The following is an 18,419-nucleotide window of genomic DNA, read 5'->3' on the forward strand; positions in this document are numbered from 1 at the left end:
GCCATATGGGTTCGCTCAAGGAACCACGTGTGGCTCGCAGGCCGTCACGGTAAACATCGACGACGTGAGCGGACACGAAGCGGAATCTGTACCAGTTCTCGTCGTCGGCGGTTCCCTGGTGGGTCTTTCCACTTCGGTCTTCCTGGGACGCCTCGGAATTCAGCACCTCCTCGTGGAACGGCATGCCGGGACGTCCACGCACCCGCGCGGCCGGGGCAACAACGTGCGCACGATGGAGATCTACCGGACCGCCGGCGTGGAGCCGCGGATCCGTGAGGCGGCGCGTGTGCTGTCCGGCAACGACGGCATCCTCCAGGTGGACACCCTCACCGGGACGCGGCGCCGCTGGATCATCGGGGACATCTCCGGCGGCATGGACATCTCCCGGGTGAGCTCGTCGGACTGGTGCCTGTGCAGCCAGAACGACCTGGAGCCCGTTCTGCTGGAGTACGCGCGGGAGTTGGGCGCCGACGTCCGCTTCGGCTCCGAGATGCTGTCCTTCGCCCAGGACGGCGACGGCGTACGGGCCGAGATCCTGGACCGGGCGTCCGGCCTGACCCGGGTGGTGCACGCCGACTACCTGGTCGCGGCCGACGGCCCGCGCAGCCCGGTGCGCACCCGCCTGGAGATCGGCCAGTCCGGCCCGGGCGAGCTGTTCCACAACGTCAGCGTCACCTTCCGCAGCCGGAAGCTGAAGGACCACGTCGGCGAGAAGCGATTCGTCGTCTGCTACGTCACCACGCCCGACGGCGAGGGCGCCCTGCTCCCCGTCGACAACGAGGAGCGCTGGGTCATCCACGTCCCCTGGTACCCGGCCCGGGGCGAGACCCTCGAGGACTTCTCCGACGAGCGGCTCGCAGCGCACATCCGCGCCGCGGTCGGTGTCACGGACATCGACGTCGAGATCACCGGCCGGGCGCCCTGGCACGCCTCGAAGCGCGTCGCGGACGCCTACGGCCGGGGCCGTGTCCTCCTCGCCGGCGACTCCGCGCACGAGATGCCGCCCACCGGCGCCTTCGGCTCCAACACGGGCATCCAGGACGCCCACAACCTGGCCTGGAAGCTGGCGGCCGTGCTGCGCGGCTGGGCGGGACCGGCGCTGCTGGACACCTACGAGCTCGAACGGCGCCCGGTCGCCCTGGCCACGGGGACCCGCGCCTGCCTCCAGGCCGCCGACGAACAGCACCCCGGCTTCAGCCCCGCCACGGAACGCAACGACGATCCGGCGGACATGATGACCGTCGCCCTGTGCTACCGCTACGCCTCCCGGGCCGTCGTGGACGCCCCCGCGCACCGCCCGGTCGTGCCGGACGCCTTCCAGCTCGGCGGTGAACCGGGAAGCCGCGCGCCCCATCTGTGGGTCACCCGGGACGGCGTGCGGATCTCCACCCTGGACCTGTACGAGCGCTCCTTCGTGCTGCTCGCCGGGTCGGGCGGGCAGAAGTGGCGGACCGCCGTGGAGAAGGCGTCGGCGAACCTGGGCGTGCCCGTCGAGGCGTACCTCGTGGGCACCGGACCCGACCACGACCTGGCCCCGGAGGCGGGCGCCGACTGGGCCGAGCTGCACGGCACGGCCGAGGACGGCGCGGTACTGGTGCGCCCCGACGGCTTCGTCGCCTGGCGGGCCGACGCGGCCATGCCGGACGCCGACCGCGTCCTGACCAACGTGCTGCAGAGCGTGCTCTGCCGCGACTGACCTGCCCTGTCACCCCTCGTCACTGTCACCCTCATCGAGCACCGAGGACGGTGTGCCATGCCCCCTCTCGCCGGACGCATCGACGTCCACCACCACTTCACCGCCCCGGCCTGGCTGGACTGGGCGGAGCAGCACGGCGTCGTCGACCGGCAGAGGCTGCCCTGGTGGACCCGCTGGGACCGCGACGCGGCTCTGGAGATCATGGACAAGACGGGCATCGGCACCGCCGTGATGACCGTGGCCATGCTCGGCCGGTTCCAGGACCGGGCCGCGCGTCAGGAGAGCGCCCGGGTCGCGCTGCGCGCGGCGGCCGACGTCGTCGAGGCCGACCCGGAGCGCTTCGCCTTCTTCACCCCGGTCTTCCTGGACGACCTGGAGCTGTCCTCCTGGAGCGTGCGGCACGGCCTGGACGAGCTCGGCGCGGTCGGGGTGAGCACCCGGACCAGCATGGGCGGCGTCTTCCTCGGCGACCCGGCGCACGACCGGCTGCTGCGGGAGCTGGACGAGCGGTCCGCGGTCGTCAGCACGCACCCCATGGAGGTGCCGGCCGGCAAGGACGGCGTCGGCGGGCTGCCCGGGATGCCGCCCTTCGTGTGCGACTTCCTGATGGACACGACCCGCGCGGCCGTGAACCTCATCCGCAACGGCACGCTGGACCGCTACCCGAACCTGAGCTTCATCCTGCCGCACGGCGGTGGCTTCCTCCCCTACATGGCCACCCGCCTCGAACTGTTCGGCGGTTCCGTGGAGCCGGGCATCGAGCCCGAGCGGGTCCGCGACTATCTGCACCGCTTCTACTTCGACACGGCCGGGCCGATGTCGCCGTCGGCGACGCCGACGCTGATGGCCACCGTGGATCCGGACCGCATCCTCTTCGGCACGGACTGGCCGCCGACGCCGGCGCACGTCATCGCCGACCGGGTGACGCCGGCCCTGGACAGCGACCCGTTCCTGTCCGAGGAGCAGCTCCAGCGCATCAACCGGGACAACGCGCTGCGTCTGATGCCGGCGCTCGACCGGTCGTAGCCGGTTCCACGGCGGATGCGAAAGGCCGCCGCCCGCACTCTCGACGGGTGCGGGCGGCGGCCTTCGTCGTGCGGGTCCGTCAGTCCTTGCGCCACTGGTAGAAGCAGCGGGCCATGGCGTCCTTCGGGCTCCGCCAGGTCCCCGGGTCGTAGGGGCTGACGAACGCCTCGAGGCGGCGGCTGATGCCGACGAACTCGGGGTGCCCGGCCACCTTCGCGATGGCGGGACCCGGGTCCTGCTCGGCCTCGATGAAGTGCATGTAGACGTCGCCGAACTGGAACAGCGAGCGCTGGGTGACGCCCACGAGGTGGGGCAGTTCGCCGCGGTCGGACTCGGCGAAGACGCCGGCGATGTCCTTGGCCGCGCCCGGCTCCATGCGGGCGACGATCAGTGCGTGGTGCATGCCGCCTCCACACGGTCGCGGATCAGGGCCATCTGGATGGGCGAGTTGCGGTTGATGATCTCGGTCATCCCGGCGTCGTCCACGGGGGCGTCGGGCTTCATCTCGAAGTCCTGCGTCCAGTGCATCCGGGTGCCGGCCGGGGTCTCCTCGTACTCCCACACGATGTTCATGTAGGCGAAGGGGCCGGTCTCGATGCGGCGGGCGCGCACGACGAGCTTCTCGCGGTCGGCGACGCGCTCGGAGACCCAGCTCCACACCTTGCCGTTCTCGTCGGGGTGCATGGTGAGACGGAACGTCACCGTGTCGCCCTCGCGGGAGAGCACCTCGCAGGAGGCGTACTCGCTGAACAGCTCGGGCCAGCGCTCCAGGTCGTTCGTCATGTCCCAGACGAGGTCGACGGGAGCGGCGATGGTGATCTCGTTCTCGGTGTGTCCGGCCATGTCAGGCTCCCGTCGCGAGCGAGCCGTTGACCAGGTCGAGGAAGGCGCGCGGGCTCTTGCAGCGCTCCGCGTCGGTGGGCAGCGCCCGGCCGTGGCGGTTCTCCAGCTCGCCCACGATGCCGAGCAGGCCGAGCGAGTCGAGGCCGAACTCGGCGAACGGGGTGTCCGCCCGGCCCTCCAGGTCGTGCGGGTCGACGGTCACACCGGCGGCCTGCTTCATCAGCGTCGCCAGCTCCGTGAAGGTCACCTGGGTCACTTGCGTGGTCATACACGTTCTCCTTGTCGTTCTATACGGCGGACGCGTCGCCCCGGCGCAGGACGAGCGCCGCGTTGGAGCCCATGAGTCCCCGGCTGAGGACGAGGGCGGTGCGCAGGTCGGCCGGGCGGGCCGAGGACGTCACCAGGTCGATGTCGTGGCAGATGTCGAAGAGGCCGGGCGTCGGGGGGATCAGCCCGTGCTCCATGGCCTGCACCGCGGCCACGACGTCGAGCATCGGCGCGCCGCAGTAGGAGCGCCCGATACCGGTCTTGGGGGCGGTGACCGGCACGCGGGTGCCGTGCGGGCCGAGGGCGTCGGCGAGGGCGAGCGCCTCGGCGCGGTCGGCCTCGGGGACGCCCAGCGCGTCGGCGAAGACCACGTCGATCTCCTCCGGTGCGCAGCCGGCCTCGTCGAGGGCGCCCCGGACGGCCTGCGCGAGCCCTTCCCGGGAGCGGTCCCAGCGCGAGGCGCCGGTGAAGGTCGACGCGTGCCCCGCGACGGTGGCCCGTACGTGCGCGTTCCGGCGCCGCGCCCGGTCCAGGTTCTCCACGACCAGGACGGCACCGCCCTCGGCGGGCACGAATCCGCAGGCGGCTGAGGTGAAGGGGCGGTAGGCGCGGGTGGGGTCGGCCTCGGTGCTGAGCTCGGGGTAGCCGAGCTGGCAGACGCCGGAGTAGGGGGCGAGGGGTGCCTCGGCCGCCCCGGCCACGATGACGTCGGTGCCGCGGTGCACGGCCCGGGCGGCGTGCGCGACGGCGTCGAGGCCGCCCGCCTCGTCGGCGGCCACCACCGAGCAGGGGCCCTTGAAGCCCTTGCGGATGGAGATCTGGCCGGTGCTGGCCGCGTAGAACCAGGCGATGGACTGGTAGGGCCCGACGAACCGGGAGCCCTTGCCCCACAGTTTCTGCAGTTCGCGCTGGCCGAACTCGCCGCCGCCCGAACCGGCGGCGGTGACGACGCCGACGGAGTACGGCGCCTCGGCCCAGGCGGCCTGGCTCAGCCCGGCGTCCTGGAGCGCGGCGTCGGCGGCCGCGAGCGCGAAGTGGGTGAACTTGTCGGTCTGGACGAGGAAGGTCTCCTCGATCAGCGCGGAGGCGTCGAAGCCGCGGACCTCTCCGGCGACCCGGAGCGGAAGGTGCTCGCAGCCCTCGCGGGTGACCCGGTCGAGGACGCTGGTGCCGTCCTTGACGTTCTTCCAGTACGTCTCGGCGTGCAGCCCGTTGGGCGCGACCACGCCGATGCCCGTGACGGCCGTCCGCCGGGTGGTTCGACCACTCATCGTCGTCTCCTCCCCTGGGGGCCCGTCAGCAGCACCGCGGACTGGAACCCGCCGAAGCCGCTGCCCACGGACAGGACGTTGTCCAGCCGGCGGGGGCGTGCGGTGCGCGGGACGTAGTCCAGGTCGCACTCGGGGTCCGGGGTCTCGTAGTTGGCCGTCGGCGGCACCACCTGGCGGGCCAGCGCGAGGACGCAGGCGACGACCTCGATCGCGCCGATCGCGCCGAGCGAGTGGCCCACCATGGACTTGATGGAGCTCATGGGCGTGTCGTAGGCGTGGGAGCCCAGCGACTTCTTGACGGCGGCGGTCTCGTGCCGGTCGTTCTGGCGGGTGCCGGAGCCGTGCGCGTTGACGTAGTCGATCTCCGTGGGGTTCACCCGCGCGTGGTCGAGCGTCTCGTCGATGGCCCGGGCCATCTCCAGGCCCTCACTGGTCAGACCGGTCATGTGGTAGGCGTTGCCGAAGGTGGCGTAGCCGCCGATCTCGCAGTAGACGTGCGCTCCGCGGGCCCGGGCGTGCTCCAGTTCCTCCAGGACGAGGACGGCGGCGCCCTCGCCCATGACGAAGCCGTCGCGGTGGGCGTCGAAGGGCCGTGAGGCGTGGGCCGGGTCGTCGTTGTTCGGCGAGGTGGCCTTGATGGCGTCGAAGCACGCCATGGTGATCGGGGAGATCGGGGAGTCCGAGGCCCCGGCGAGGCAGATGTCGGCGCGGCCCTCCTCGATGGTGTGGAAGGCGTAGCCGACGGCGTCGAGGCCGGAGGTGCAGCCGGTGGACACCGTCTGCACGGGCCCCTGGGCGCCGAAGCGTTCGGCTACGTCGGAGGCGAGCGTGCTGGGCGAGAACGCCCGGTGCAGCTCGGGTCCGGCGGCCCGGTGGTCGACGTCCCAGCGTTCGCCGTGCGCGCTGACGAGGACGTAGTCGTGCTCCAGGCGGGTGGTGCCGCCGACCGCGCTGCCGAGGGAGACGGCCACGCGCCAGGGGTTCTCGGCGGCGAGATCGACCCCGCTGTCGGTCACGGCCTCCTGGGCGGCGACCAGGGCGAACTGGATGTAGCGGTCGGCGCGTTCGCCGACGGCGGGGTCGAGGCCGTGCTGCACGGGGTCGAAGTCGCACTCGGCGGCTATCCGTGAGCGCAGCCCCTCGGGGTCGAACAGGGTGATCCCGCGGGTCGCCGTACGGCCGCTGGACAGCAGGTCCCAGAAGGCGGGGACGCCTATGCCGCCGGGGGCGACCACGCCTATGCCGGTCACCGCCACGCGCCGGGTCATGACAACACCCCGGGCCGGGCGGGACTCGCTCCCTCTTCCTGGACCAGCGGGTAGGGCTTGAGGTCGTCGCTGATCTCCGGCTCCTCGGTGTCGACGTGACCGAGGCTCGGCTTGGGGGCCAGCGGGCCGAGGTGGAAGACCATCCGGGCCTCCTCGTCACCGACGTTGCGGAAGCGGTGCCGCATGTCGATGGGGATCATGAGGCCCTGGTCGGCCCGGAGGGAAAACGTTTCTCCGTCCAGGTCCACCTCCAGCCGGCCCTCCACGACGTACACGAACTCCTCCGAGTACGGGTGGTAGTGCTCGCTGATGCGTTCGCCGGGCCGCATGATGGCCAGGCCCATGAAACCGCTCGTGGCGCCCACCGTGACGGGGGTGAGCAGGGTCCGCAGGTCGCCGCCGCGCTTGCGGTTCGGCTCGACGTCGTTGAGGTCCACGACGCGCGGGCGCATCTTGTCCATGGTCTGTCTCCAGGTCGTTCGGTGAGGTGTCGGTCCCCGCGCCGTCAGGACTGCGCGGCCCTGCGGTCGGTGATCAGCGCCATGCCGGCGTGGGCGAGGAGGCGGCGCGCCTCGCGCTCGCCCGGGAGCGGACCCGGCACGCCGAGCGCCTCTCCGTCGAGCAGGCGGGCGAGGACGGCGGCCTTGCGCGGGCCGTCGATGCCGAGCGTCCTGACCGGGTCGGTCTCGGGGTCGCCCCGGACGTCGACCAGGCGGACGACGATGTCCTCGCGCTGGAAGACGGTGCTGCGGTGGACGGGGGACGCCGGGTCGGCGGCGGCCGCCTCGTCCTGACGGGCCAGCAGCTCGGCGAGCGCCAGTCCGCAGCCCGGCCGGGCCGGGTAGTAGAGGGCGTGCCGGGTGATGCCGTCGGGTTCCGGGCCGCCGCGCGCCACGTGGTGGACGGGCGGCATGGCGGCGCGGATGAAGAAGGTGCGGGCCGACTCGGGGTCGGCGAGGTCCCGGTCCTGCTCCAGATGCGGGTTGAGGGCCTCTTCCACGGCCCGGATCTCGGGCTGGCGGGAGACGTGGCGCAGCGCCTTGGTCAGGTCGCCCTCCACCTCCACCGTGCGCACGACGCGGTTGCCGTGCATGAAGAGGGTGGTGCGGCGCAGCCGCGTGGTGTCGTCGACGCGGGCCTCCGGCGGGGTGTAACCGGCGAGGATCTCCGCGACCTTGGACTCGGAACCGGGCTTGACGGTGAAGGTGAGGGCGTGTCGGATCACGCCGTCGCCCGTCCGCGGGGCCGACTGGAGCCCCCCGGTGGGGCGCTGCCGTCCGCCGGTCTCGCGGACGACGCCGAAGCGCGTCGAGCGGAGTTCACGGACGCAGTTCTGCAGCGGCCGGACCGTCTCGATGTGGTCCTCGCTGTTGACCCAGGCGAGGTAGGGCGGGGCCGTGGCCCACTCACTGGTGATGATCCACTGGGAGGGGTTCTCCACGGACTGGCAGAGCTGGTCACCGAGGTGACCGGGTATCGACGCGACGCGGTCGCGCATCTGCTCGTAGGCGTCCAGGAACTCCTGCTGCGCGCCTTCCTTGAGGTCGACGAACAGGAGGACGCGCATCCTGGAGCCGTCGAACGCCGACTGCGACGTGTAGGGCGAAGTGGTCATCCGGCGGACCCTTCCTTCGCGGGAGCAAGCGGCGGCCGTACCCTCGTCCACCAGCGCGAACGCGGATCCCGGCCCTGAGCCTTCATCGTGGGTCAGGGCCTTTCGGACCGCGAGCCGCGCGGGCCATCTGAGGGACGGTCCCGCGTCCCGGAACGCCGCGAGGCGCCCCCGTCATCGGGGGCGCCTCGAAGTCCCCCTGCCGGCAAGGGGGTTGTGCGATGCCGGAGCTCACCGGCCGCCGGTCATCCGGCCAGGTACCGCTCCACGGTCTCCACCTTGGAGGTGAGTCCGTCGGTCACGCCGGGCCGGATGTCCGCCTTCAGCACGAGCGACACGCGGGGCGCCCGCGCCTCGACGGCCGCGACGGCACGCTTGACGACGTCCATGACCTCGTCCCAGCTCTCGCCCTCGACGGAGGTGAACATCGCGTCGGTGCGGTGCGGCAGCCCGGACTCGCGGACCACCCGGACGGCGTCGGCGACGTACTCCCCCACGTCCTCGCCGACACCGAGCGGGGTCACGGAGAACGCGACGATCATGCGTTCACGATCCCTTCCTGACGGGCGCGGGACGCGATCACCGCGTCCTCGGCCTCGCGCTTGAGCCGGCGGTCGGCGAAGAAGCCGCCGGTCGGCAGGACGGACAGGACGAAGTAGAGGGCGGCGGTGCCCAGCGGCCACTTGGCGCGGTTCCAGGCGTCCGCCCAGAAGACCACGTACAGGACGAACAGGACTCCGTGGACCGCGCCCATGACGGGCACCGCGTTGAAGTCCGTGGTCCGCTTCAGCACCGAGCAGACGAGCAGGAGCAGGAACGACACCGCCTCGGGGGTCGAGACGAGACGGAGGCGGCGCAGCGCGCCGGCGGTCTTGAGGTCCACGGGTCACCTTCGGGGTGGGGTGGGTCGGCGGGAGGGACGGCGAGCGCCCGTGATCAGCTTGTGAACGCAAGCACAATCGCCTCGGCCATTGTGGCAAACCCGCGAGGCGCCCGGGGCGCGGGGGTCGGCGGCCGTCCGCGCACACGCCACACGCCCGCCGCCCCAGGGTCCCGTCAGGGGTGAAGTCCGTCGCAGGTATCTGTCCGCGGGGGGCGCCTGCGGTTACCTTCGCTGCGTGGCGATGTTCCGACTCCAGGGCAGCAAGGTGCTCGCCGTCGACATGACCGGGGACGCCGTGAAGGCGAAGAACGGCTCCATGGTCGCGTACGACGGGCAGATGGCCTTCAAGAAGATGAGCGGCGGCGGTGAGGGCATCCGGGGCATGGTGACCCGGCGCCTCACCGGTGAGCAGATGACGGTGATGGAGGTGAAGGGCCACGGGACGTGCTGGTTCGCGGACCGGGCCTCCGAGATCAACCTGGTCGGCCTCCAGGGCGACAAGCTGTACGTCGAGTCCAGCAACCTGCTCGCGACGGACGCGGCGCTGCGGACCGGCACGTCCTTCACGGGCCTGCGCGGCGCCTCCCAGGGCAACGGGCTGTTCACGACGACGGTCGAGGGGCACGGGCAGGCGGCGATCATGTCGGACGGCCCGGCCGTGGTGCTGCGGGTCAGCGCGCAGTACCCGCTGACCGTCGACCCGGGTGCCTATGTGGCGCACCAGGGGAACCTGCGGCAGTCCTTCCAGTCCGGTGTGACGTTCCGCACGCTGATGGGCGAGGGCGGCGGGGAGGCCTTCCAGATCCGCTTCGAGGGGGACGGGCTGGTGTACGTACAGCCGAGTGAGCGCAACACGATCGCGGGGGACCTCTGAGATGGCCTTCCGTGAGATCAACTCCAAGATGATCGAGGCCACCGTCGTCCCGGGGCAGCGGCTGTTCAGCCAGCGCGGCGCGATGCTCGCCTACAAGGGCGACGTCTCCTTCACCCCGAACATGGCCGGCGGCCAGGGCGGGATCATGTCGATGATCGGGCGCCGGGTGGCGAACGAGGACACCCCGCTGATGACCGTCGAGGGCAGCGGCACGGTGCTGTTCGGGCACGGCGGCCACCACATCCAGGTGATCCACCTCGCCGGGGACACGCTGTGCGTCGAGGCGGACCGGCTGCTCGCCTTCGAGGGCACCCTCCAGCAGGGCACGATGTTCCTCGGCTCGCAGGGCGGCGTGATGGGCATGGTGCGCGGGCAGATCAGCGGCCAGGGCCTGTTCACCACGACCCTGAAGGGACACGGGTCGGTGGCGGTCATGGCGCACGGCGGGGTCTTCGAGGTCCCGATCACCCCGCAGCGCCCGGTCCACGTCGACCCGCAGGCGTACGTCGCGCACCACGGCGACGTGCGGAACAAGCTGTCGACGGCGCTGGGCTGGCGGGACATGGTGGGCCGGGGCTCCGGCGAGGCGTTCCAGCTGGAGCTCAGCGGCAGCGGTGCGGTGTACGTGCAGGCGTCGGAGGAGAAGCTGTGAGCCACCACCCGGGCGCGGGTCCCACGGTGTACGACCCGATGACGCTGCCCAGCGACGACAACGTGAACTCGTACACCTTCTGCGTGGAGCTCAAGGGGAACCAGTGGTTCCTGCAGAAGGGCAAGATGATCGCCTACTACGGCTCGATGGAGTTCAACGGCATCGGGCACGGCCGTCTGGACCGCCTCGTCCGTACGTCCTTCCATTCGCCACTGCACGCGAGCGACTGGGTCGTGGCGGAGGGCTCGGGCAAGATGCTGCTGGCCGACCGGGCTTTCGACGTCAATTCGTACGACCTCGAGGACGGCAACCTGACCATTCGCTCGGGCAACCTGCTCGCTTTTCAGCCAAGTCTTGCCCTCAAGCAATCGATCGTGCCGGGTTTTCTGACACTGATCGGAACCGGGAAGTTCGTGGCCGCATCTAACGGGCCGGTGGTGTTCATGGAACCCCCGATCCGGGTGGACCCGCAGGCGCTCGTCGGCTGGGCCGACTGCCCGTCGCCGTGCCATCACTACGACCATGGCTACATGACCGGCGTGATGGGCGGTCTACGTGCACTGACGGGCATCGGAGGGGCCTCCGGGGAGGAGCATCAGTTCGAGTTCGTCGGGGCCGGCACGGTGCTGCTCCAGTCGAGCGAGACCCTCATGGCGGAGCAGGCCACGGGGGTGTTGCCGCCGGACGCCGGAGTCCCCGGTTCCGGTGGGGCGCACACAGGCCCTTCACAAGCGGGAGGGGCACCGCGCCTTCCCGGACAGCTGGGAGACCTCCAGCGTCGCTTCGGGCTGTGAGCGGTAGTCTGCGGAGTGTGACATCGAACGTGTGCGCACACGGGTGACACGTCACACGCCACCCCTCACTAGTTCGCCTTTCAACATTTTAGGTAGACTTCATTCATGGAGACCGAGACGGCCACCCGCTGGCTGACCAATGCGGAGCAGTGCGCCTGGCGCACCCACCTGGAGGTCAACAGGCTGTTGACGTACCAGCTCGAGAAGGACCTCCAGCCGTTCGGCCTGACAATGAACGACTACGAGATCCTGGTGAACCTGTCCGAGTCGGAGGACGTACGGATGCGGATGAGCGACCTCGCGTCGGCCACCCTCCAGTCCAAGAGCCGGCTCTCCCACCAGATCACCCGGATGGAGAACGCCGACCTGGTCCGGCGCGAGAACTGCGAGTCCGACCGGCGCGGCCTCTACGCGGTCCTCACCGAGCACGGCCTGGAGACGATGAAGAAGGTCGCGCCGCATCACGTGGCGTCCGTGCGCAGGCACTTCATCGACCTGCTCTCCCCCGAGGCGCTGACCGAGCTCGACAAGGCCCTCAAGCCGATCGCCGAGCACCTGCGCAGCCAGCGCGGGCGCCCCTGACCCGGACGGCCGCCCCGCGCCTACCGAGCCCGCGGCAGGCGGAGCTCGAACAGAGCTCCGCCCGCGGGCGCCCGGCCCACGGTCAGCGTCCCCCCGTGCCGTACGGCGACATCACGGGCGATGGCGAGGCCGAGCCCGGCACCTCCGTCGTCCCGGCTGCGCGCCTCGTCCAGCCGCACGAACCGCTCGAAGATCCGCTCCCGGTCGGCCTCCGGCACCCCGTCCCCGTCGTCGGCGACGGACACGACCGCCCACTCCCCCTCCGCCCGCACACCCACGGTGACCGCCGAACGGGCGTGCCGCAGCGCGTTGTCCAGCAGGTTGGTGAGCACCCGCCCCACCTGCGCCCGGGACCCGGCCACCGGCACGGCGTCCGCCGCCACCGTCACCCCGGCCCGGCCCCCGGCGTGCTCGCCGGCCAGGGCGCCCAGGTCGAAGCGCGCGTCCCCCGGCCGCTCCCCCGCGTCCAGCCGGGCGAGCAGCAGCAGATCGGCGGCGAGCGTCTGCAGCCGTACGGTGTCCGCCACCGCTCCGTCCAGATCGAGCAGGCCGGGGTGCGCGGCGCCCACCTCCAGCTGGGTGCGCAGTGACGCGATGGGACTGCGCAGCTCGTGCGAGGCGTCCGCGACGAACCGGCGCTGGCGCTCCACGGAGCTCTCCAGCGCGGCCAGCGTCTCATTGGTCGTCAGGGCCAGCCGGGCCACCTCGTCGTGGGTGGACGGGACCGGGACGCGGCGCGCCAGGTCCTCGCTGGCGGTGATGGCCGCCATCTCGCGGCGGATGCCCTCGACCGGGCTCAGCGCGCGCCGGGTGACCAGCCAGGTGGCGCCCGCCACGACGGCGAGCAGCAGCGGGAAGCCGATCAGCATGGCGGTGGTCGCGGTGCCGACGGCGCTGCGCTCCGCGGCGAGCGGCGCCCCGGCGTGCACGGTGAACTTCCCGCGGTCCTCGAACTCGACCTCGACGGAGGCGAACCGGTAGTCCGCGGTGGTGCCGTCGATGGTCGCCGTGCCGGTGCCGAAGTCGGTGTCGGAGTCGACCTCGCCGGTCCCGGCCCGGCGGTCGCCGCCCGAGCCGCCGGTGCCGGAGCGGCCCGAGTGGTCGTCGCCGTCCTCGCCGTCGTCGCCGTCCTCGCCGTCCTCGCCGCCCCGCCCGCCCGCGCCCTGCCCCGGTCGTACGGCGTCGACGCCCGTGCCGGTGACGCGCTCCAGGTCCTCGCTGACCGCGACCACCCTGTCCCGCTCGTCGACGATCTGGACGGGCCGGTCGTCCTCGTCGAGGCCGGTCAGCTTGTCGTAGGGGCGGCCGTCGGACAGTTCGACGGCGACGGCCCGCGCCGCGCTCGCCGCCTCGGTCTCCGCCTGCCCGGTCAGGTCGGACCGCAGCGACAGCAGGAGGGCCGCCCCGGTGGCGACCAGGGCCACCGCGACCACGAGTGTGGCGGCGAGCGTCGCCCGGGACCGGACGGAACCGAACAGACGGCGCGTCACGGCGCCGTCTCCTGCCGCTCGAGCCGGTACCCGGCGCCCCGTACGGTCCGGATCAGCTCCGGCCGCAGCTTGCGCCGCAGCGCGCTGACGTAGACCTCGACGATGTTCGGGTCGCCGTCGTAGGCGAAGTCCCAGACGTGCTCCAGGATGCGCGACTTGGACACGACTTCGCCGGGCCGCGTCACGAGTGTCTCCAGCACCGAGAACTCCCGTGTGGTCAGCGGCACCTCTTCGGCGCCGAGGAAGACCCGGCGGGCGGCCGTGTCGACCCTGAGGTCGCCGAGGACGAGCACGGGCGAGGCACCCGCGCCCTGCCGGCCGCGCCGCAGCAGCGCCTTCACACGGGCGACCAGGACGACGTACGAGAACGGCTTGGTGAGGTAGTCGTCGGCGCCGGTGTCCAGGCCCTCGGCCTCGTCGTACTCGCCGTCCTTCGCGGTGAGCATGAGGATGGGCACGTCGTGGCCGGCGGCGCGCAGGGCGGCGCAGACCCGGTAGCCGTTCATGCCGGGCAGCATGATGTCGAGGATCACGAGGTCGTAGGTCCCCTCGCCGGCCAGGTGCAGCCCCTCGAGGCCGTCGTGGACGACGTCCACGGCGTAGCCCTCGGCGGTCAGGCCCTGGGCGAGGGACCGGGCCAGGCGTCTTTCGTCCTCCACGATCAGCAGGCGCATGCGTACAGCGTGGCAAAGCGCACCTGAAGACGTCTTCAGGGTCCTTCAGCTTCCTCTCAGCATCACCCGGGCACATTGGGTCCCGTAGAAAGGCACGAGCCGGATTGTTCGGCAGGAAACGGGAGGAACCCCATGAAGCGCAACCTCGTCCTCGCCACCGTCGCCGCGGCGGCCCTGATCGGCGGCGGCACGGTCGCGGCCTACGCGGGCAGCGGTGACGACGGCGCGTCGCAGGCGGACGTCCGGGTCGCCGACGACCGCGACGACACGCGGAAGGACGACGACGGCGGCGACCGCCACGACGGCCGGGACGACGACCGGGACGACCGGGACGAGGCCCGCTCGCAGGCCGGCCGCACCGGCGTCACCGCCACCGACGCGATCGCGGCGGCGCTGGAGCGGACCCCGGGCACGGCCGTCTCCGCCGAACTGGACGACGACGGCTCGCGCGTCTGGGAGGTCACCGTCGTCAAGGGCGACGGCACCGAGCACGACGTACGGGTCTCCGCGGGCGACGGCAAGGTGCTGAGCGACCGGCGCGACGACGATGACGACCGCGAGGGCCGCGCGGACCTCGCCGCGCTGAAGGGCGCCTCGGTCGACGCCCGCGAGGCCGCCGAAGCGGCGGCCGCCAAGGGCGTGGTCGTGGAGATCGACCTCGACGACGACGGCCCGGCCGCCTGGAAGGCCGAGACCACCCGGGGCGAGTGGAACGTCGACCTCAAGAGCGGGGCGGTGACCCCGCACCACGACGACGACGGCCAGGACGACCACCACGGCGGCCGTGATCACGACGACCGCGACGACGACTGAGGTCAGGGCGTCACCGTCACACGATCCCCGTCCCCACGGGTCGAGGGGCGCCACCTTGCCGGGTGGCGCCCCTCACCGCTGTCGCCGCCACGACCAGCGTCGCCGCGCCGGTCGCGGCCAGGCACCAGCCCGTGGGGAGCAGCCCCGCCAGCACTCCGGCGGCGGCCGTACCGGCCGTACTCCCCGCGTTGACCGCCGTGTTGACCCAGGCGCCCGCCCGCACCCGGGCGCCGGAGGGCGCCGTCTCGTCGGCGAGGAGGTAGGCCGTGGTGAGGGCGGGCGAGACGAAGAACCCGGCGGCCGCCATGACCGCCGTGAGCGTGCCGAGCCCGGTCGCCAGGCCCGCGAGGAGCACGGCGAGCCCGAGCCCGGCCGTCAGCAGCGGCAGCCGTAGGCCCGCCGGGGCACGCCAGGACACCGCCCCGTGGAGCAGTCCGCCGACGGCGCTCCCGGCGGACAGGGCGGCCAGCGGCCAGGCCGCGCCACCACCGCCGGCTCCATGGTTCTCGGCGAACGCGACGACGAGCAGATCGGCGGCGCCCAGCGCGAGCCCGACGCCCAGCGCGGCGAGCACGGGCCGCCGGACGGCCCTCAGGACCCTGGCGCGGGCGCCCTCGCGGGCCGTCGCCCTCACACGTTCGGGCCGTACCGCCCGCACCACGGGGGACATCACGAAGCCGGCCGCACCGGCCGCGATCAGCACCGCCCCGACCGCGATGCCGACGGCCGGCGGGGCGGCCGCCACGAGGGCGCCGACCAGCAACGGGCCCGAGACGAACAGCAGTTCCTCGGCGACGGCGTCCAGGCTGTAGGCGCGCCGCAGCAGGTCCGGGTCAGGGGCGATCCTGCCCCACACGGCCCGCATGGCCGGGCCGAGCGGCGGGGTGCAGGCGCCCGCGGCGGCGGCCACGGCGCCCAGGAGCAGGGGCGAGACGGCGCCCGGCCGCCAGACGACGGCCGTGAGGAGCCCGAGCAGTCCGGCGTAGGCGGCGGTCATCGGCACGAGGGCCCGCCGCGGCCCGTACCGGTCGATCAGGGCGGCCCGGGCGGGTGACAGGAAGACGCTGGTCCCGGAGAACAGCGCCATCACGGCGCCGGCCACCGTGTAGGACCCGCGAGCCCGGGTCACGGCGAGCATCACGGACAGGGGCACGATCCCGTACGACAGCCGGCCCAGCAGGGCGGCGGCGAAGGTCGTACGGGCATGGGGCAGGCGCAGCACGTGCGCGTAGGAGGCAGGCATGGCGGGTCCTCGCGATGGCGTGGAGAAGGGGACACCGAGGAGCCGCGGGAGCCCGGGGGCTCGGGGGCTCGGACCGCGGCCCGGTGTGCGCCTACGCCAAGGAGAGGAACATGCCAATCAAGGTAGCAGCGCCCGCGCGGGGCGGACAGCCCTTCAGGTGGTGCGGGTCAGGCCCGCCACGAGTTCGTCGGCCGCCCGGTACGGGTCGAGTTCACCGGCGGTGATGCGCTCCGCGAGGGCGCCGAGACGGCGGTCGCCGTGCAGGTCGGCGATGCGTTCGCGCAGCGCGGTGACGGCGATGGTCTCCACCTCGCGGGCGGCGCGGGCGCGCCGGCGCTCGGCCAGGACGTCCCGCTCCTCCATCCAGGCCCGGTGCTTCTCCAGGGCCTCCACGACCTCGTCGACGCCCTCGCCGCGGGCGGCGACCGTCTTGACGATGGGCGGGCGCCAGTCGCCGGGGCCGCGGGACTCGCCGAGGCCGAGCATGTGGTTGAGCTCGCGGGCGGTGGCGTCGGCGCCGTCGCGGTCCGCCTTGTTGACGACGTAGACGTCGCCGATCTCCAGGATGCCCGCCTTGGCGGCCTGGATGCCGTCGCCCATGCCGGGGGCCAGGAGGACGACGGAGGTGTCGGCCTGGGAGGCGATCTCCACCTCCGACTGGCCCACGCCGACGGTCTCCACCAGGATCACGTCGCAGCCGGCCGCGTCCAGGACGCGGATGGCCTGCGGGGCGGCCCAGGCGAGGCCGCCCAGATGCCCGCGGGTCGCCATGGACCGGATGTAGACGCCGGGGTCGGAGGCGTGGTCCGACATCCGGACCCGGTCGCCGAGCAGGGCGCCTCCGGAGAACGGCGAGGACGGGTCGACGGCCAGGACGCCGACCCGCTTCCCCTGCTTGCGGTAGGCCGTCACCAGCGCCGAGGTGGACGTCGACTTGCCCACGCCGGGCGAGCCGGTCAGGCCGACGACGTAGGCGTTGCCGGTGAGCGGCGCCAGCGCCGCCATGACCTCCCGCAGCTGCGGGGACGCCCCCTCCACGAGGGAGATCAGCCGGGCCACGGCCCGCGGCCGGCCTTCCCTGGCCTGGGCCACCAGGGTGGAGACGTCCTGCATCACAGCTCCGTTCACAGATCGTTCGCTACTGCGTCCTCGCGGAAAGGACTCAGGCCTTCGGTACCCGCACGATCAGCGCGTCACCCTGACCGCCGCCACCGCACAGCGCGGCCGCGCCGACGCCGCCGCCGCGCCGCTTCAGCTCCAGGGCGAGGTGCAGCACGAGACGGGCGCCGGACATGCCGATCGGGTGGCCCAGGGCGATGGCACCACCGTTGACGTTCACCTTTTCCGATGACACGCCGAGGTCCTTCATTGACTGCACCGCGACGGCGGCGAAGGCCTCGTTGATCTCGATGAGGTCGAGGTCGGAGACCTCCAGGCCCTCCTTCTTCAGGGCGTGGAGGATGGCGTTCGAGGGCTGCGACTGCAGCGAGTTGTCGGGGCCCGCGACATTGCCGTGGGCGCCGATCTCGGCGATCCAGTCCAGGCCGAGCTCCTGGGCCTTGGCCTTGCTCATGACGACGACCGCGGCGGCGCCGTCGGAGATCTGGGAGCTGGAGCCGGCCGTGATCGTGCCGTCCTTGGCGAACGCCGGGCGCAGCCTGCCCAGCGACTCGGCGGTGGTGTCGCCGCGGATGCCCTCGTCCTTGCTGAAGAGGACCGGGTCGCCCTTGCGCTGCGGGATCTCGACCGGGGTGATCTCGGCCTCGAAGACGCCGTTCTTCTGGGCGGCGGCGGCGCGCTGGTGGGACAGGGCGGCGATCTCGTCCTGCTCGGGGCGGGCGATGCCGAGGCGGGTGTTGTGCTTCTCCGTGGACTCGCCCATGGCGATGTTCTCGAAGGAGTCGGTCAGGCCGTCGTGGGCCATCGCGTCGAGCACCTGCACGGCGCCGTACTTGTAGCCCTCGCGGGACTTCGGCAGCAGGTGGGGCGCGTTGGTCATGGACTCCTGACCACCGGCGACGATCACGTCGAACTCGCCGGCGCGGATCAGCTGGTCCGCGAGGGCGATGGCGTCGAGGCCGGAGAGGCACACCTTGTTGATGGTGAGCGCGGGGACGTTCATGGGGATGCCGGCCTTGACCGCGGCCTGGCGCGCCGGGATCTGCCCCGCCCCGGCCTGGAGCACCTGGCCCATGATCACGTACTGGACCTGGTCGCCACCGATCCCCGCACGGTCGAGGGCGGCCTTGATCGCGAAGCCGCCGAGGTCGGCTCCGGAGAACGACTTCAGCGAGCCCAGCAGCCGTCCCATCGGGGTGCGGGCACCCGCGACGATGACGGACGTCGTGCCGTTTGCAGAAGACATGAGGTGAGATCCCCTTCCAGCCTGCACAGCCGAGGAGTGAACGAGGGTTTACTTCGAATGTACTGA

At 72.3% G+C, this 18,419-nt stretch carries 21 protein-coding genes; 7 read left to right on the forward strand and 14 right to left on the reverse strand.

What is annotated here, in order from left to right; translation table 11 throughout:
* Positions 1 to 64: 64 nt before the first annotated feature.
* A complete protein-coding gene (locus tag ACFV46_RS17500) occupies positions 65 to 1,696 on the forward strand; it encodes an FAD-dependent oxidoreductase (protein ID WP_385498800.1) in 1,632 nt (543 codons plus the stop codon).
* Positions 1,697 to 1,753: 57 nt separating this feature from the next.
* Positions 1,754 to 2,722 (forward strand): amidohydrolase family protein, encoded by a 969-nt coding sequence (locus ACFV46_RS17505; RefSeq protein ID WP_385498802.1) that lies wholly within the window; start codon positions 1,754 to 1,756, stop codon positions 2,720 to 2,722.
* 79 nt (positions 2,723 to 2,801) lie between these two features.
* Here ACFV46_RS17505 and ACFV46_RS17510 read toward each other — a convergent pair whose 3' ends face one another.
* The 9 genes from ACFV46_RS17510 to ACFV46_RS17550 form a co-directional block, all read right to left on the reverse strand.
* Positions 2,802 to 3,125: a TcmI family type II polyketide cyclase gene (locus ACFV46_RS17510; protein WP_361926169.1), complete on the reverse strand. Its 324-nt coding sequence runs from the start codon at positions 3,123 to 3,125 to the stop codon at positions 2,802 to 2,804.
* Complete coding sequence (locus tag ACFV46_RS17515) at positions 3,110 to 3,565, reverse strand: SRPBCC family protein (protein WP_361926166.1); 456 nt, start codon at positions 3,563 to 3,565, stop codon at positions 3,110 to 3,112. The genes ACFV46_RS17510 and ACFV46_RS17515 overlap by 16 nt, the downstream gene beginning before the upstream one ends.
* A 1-nt stretch (position 3,566) precedes the next feature.
* Positions 3,567 to 3,833 (reverse strand): acyl carrier protein, encoded by a 267-nt coding sequence (locus tag ACFV46_RS17520; RefSeq protein WP_055624993.1) that lies wholly within the window; start codon positions 3,831 to 3,833, stop codon positions 3,567 to 3,569.
* A 19-nt stretch (positions 3,834 to 3,852) separates the two neighbouring features.
* On the reverse strand, positions 3,853 to 5,103 hold the full coding sequence (locus ACFV46_RS17525; protein ID WP_385498803.1) for a beta-ketoacyl synthase N-terminal-like domain-containing protein: 1,251 nt from the start codon (positions 5,101 to 5,103) through the stop codon (positions 3,853 to 3,855).
* Positions 5,100 to 6,371 carry a beta-ketoacyl-[acyl-carrier-protein] synthase family protein gene (locus ACFV46_RS17530; RefSeq protein WP_361926161.1) on the reverse strand — a complete coding sequence of 424 codons (1,272 nt, stop codon included), beginning with the start codon at positions 6,369 to 6,371 and terminating at the stop codon, positions 5,100 to 5,102. The genes ACFV46_RS17525 and ACFV46_RS17530 overlap by 4 nt, the downstream gene beginning before the upstream one ends.
* Positions 6,368 to 6,832: a cupin domain-containing protein gene (locus tag ACFV46_RS17535; protein WP_361926158.1), complete on the reverse strand. Its 465-nt coding sequence runs from the start codon at positions 6,830 to 6,832 to the stop codon at positions 6,368 to 6,370. Before ACFV46_RS17535 ends, ACFV46_RS17530 begins: the two co-directional genes overlap by 4 nt.
* 44 nt (positions 6,833 to 6,876) lie before the next feature.
* Complete coding sequence (locus ACFV46_RS17540) at positions 6,877 to 7,986, reverse strand: SchA/CurD-like domain-containing protein (RefSeq protein WP_376727476.1); 1,110 nt, start codon at positions 7,984 to 7,986, stop codon at positions 6,877 to 6,879.
* A gap of 242 nt (positions 7,987 to 8,228) precedes the next feature.
* Complete coding sequence (locus ACFV46_RS17545) at positions 8,229 to 8,525, reverse strand: MTH1187 family thiamine-binding protein (protein ID WP_062667745.1); 297 nt, start codon at positions 8,523 to 8,525, stop codon at positions 8,229 to 8,231.
* Positions 8,522 to 8,866 (reverse strand): DUF3817 domain-containing protein, encoded by a 345-nt coding sequence (locus ACFV46_RS17550; protein WP_361926152.1) that lies wholly within the window; start codon positions 8,864 to 8,866, stop codon positions 8,522 to 8,524. Before ACFV46_RS17550 ends, ACFV46_RS17545 begins: the two co-directional genes overlap by 4 nt.
* Before the next feature lie 241 nt (positions 8,867 to 9,107).
* Here ACFV46_RS17550 and ACFV46_RS17555 point away from each other — a divergent pair, with 241 nt between their 5' ends.
* From ACFV46_RS17555 to ACFV46_RS17570, 4 genes are all read left to right on the forward strand, one after another.
* The gene (locus ACFV46_RS17555) at positions 9,108 to 9,740 is read left to right on the forward strand and encodes an AIM24 family protein (RefSeq protein ID WP_361926255.1); all 633 of its coding nucleotides are present in this window, start codon (positions 9,108 to 9,110) and stop codon (positions 9,738 to 9,740) included.
* Position 9,741: 1 nt separating this feature from the next.
* The gene (locus tag ACFV46_RS17560) at positions 9,742 to 10,392 is read left to right on the forward strand and encodes an AIM24 family protein (protein WP_361926150.1); all 651 of its coding nucleotides are present in this window, start codon (positions 9,742 to 9,744) and stop codon (positions 10,390 to 10,392) included.
* Positions 10,389 to 11,186, forward strand: a complete 798-nt coding sequence (locus tag ACFV46_RS17565) for an AIM24 family protein (protein WP_361926147.1) — start codon at positions 10,389 to 10,391, stop codon at positions 11,184 to 11,186. The genes ACFV46_RS17560 and ACFV46_RS17565 overlap by 4 nt, the downstream gene beginning before the upstream one ends.
* Positions 11,187 to 11,291: 105 nt before the next feature.
* Positions 11,292 to 11,768, forward strand: a complete 477-nt coding sequence (locus ACFV46_RS17570; RefSeq protein WP_361926144.1) for a MarR family transcriptional regulator — start codon at positions 11,292 to 11,294, stop codon at positions 11,766 to 11,768.
* 20 nt (positions 11,769 to 11,788) lie between these two features.
* Here ACFV46_RS17570 and ACFV46_RS17575 read toward each other — a convergent pair whose 3' ends face one another.
* On the reverse strand, positions 11,789 to 13,258 hold the full coding sequence (locus ACFV46_RS17575) for an ATP-binding protein (protein ID WP_385498804.1): 1,470 nt from the start codon (positions 13,256 to 13,258) through the stop codon (positions 11,789 to 11,791).
* Positions 13,255 to 13,932, reverse strand: a complete 678-nt coding sequence (locus ACFV46_RS17580; protein WP_376727478.1) for a response regulator transcription factor — start codon at positions 13,930 to 13,932, stop codon at positions 13,255 to 13,257. The genes ACFV46_RS17575 and ACFV46_RS17580 overlap by 4 nt, the downstream gene beginning before the upstream one ends.
* 132 nt (positions 13,933 to 14,064) lie before the next feature.
* Between ACFV46_RS17580 and ACFV46_RS17585 the strand changes: the two genes are divergently transcribed.
* Complete coding sequence (locus ACFV46_RS17585; RefSeq protein WP_385498806.1) at positions 14,065 to 14,745, forward strand: PepSY domain-containing protein; 681 nt, start codon at positions 14,065 to 14,067, stop codon at positions 14,743 to 14,745.
* Between the two features lie 16 nt (positions 14,746 to 14,761).
* Here ACFV46_RS17585 and ACFV46_RS17590 read toward each other — a convergent pair whose 3' ends face one another.
* The 3 genes from ACFV46_RS17590 to ACFV46_RS17600 all read right to left on the reverse strand — a co-directional run bounded on the left by ACFV46_RS17590 (position 14,762) and on the right by ACFV46_RS17600 (position 18,353).
* Complete coding sequence (locus ACFV46_RS17590) at positions 14,762 to 15,988, reverse strand: MFS transporter (protein ID WP_385498807.1); 1,227 nt, start codon at positions 15,986 to 15,988, stop codon at positions 14,762 to 14,764.
* A gap of 153 nt (positions 15,989 to 16,141) precedes the next feature.
* Positions 16,142 to 17,101, reverse strand: coding sequence for a methylmalonyl Co-A mutase-associated GTPase MeaB (gene meaB, locus ACFV46_RS17595; protein WP_361926131.1), 960 nt, complete (start codon positions 17,099 to 17,101; stop codon positions 16,142 to 16,144).
* 49 nt (positions 17,102 to 17,150) lie between these two features.
* Positions 17,151 to 18,353: an acetyl-CoA C-acetyltransferase gene (locus ACFV46_RS17600; RefSeq protein ID WP_376727481.1), complete on the reverse strand. Its 1,203-nt coding sequence runs from the start codon at positions 18,351 to 18,353 to the stop codon at positions 17,151 to 17,153.
* Between the last annotated feature and the right edge of the window lie 66 nt (positions 18,354 to 18,419).

Source organism: Streptomyces sp. NPDC059852, assembly GCF_042731455.1.
Lineage (GTDB): Bacteria > Actinomycetota > Actinomycetes > Streptomycetales > Streptomycetaceae > Streptomyces.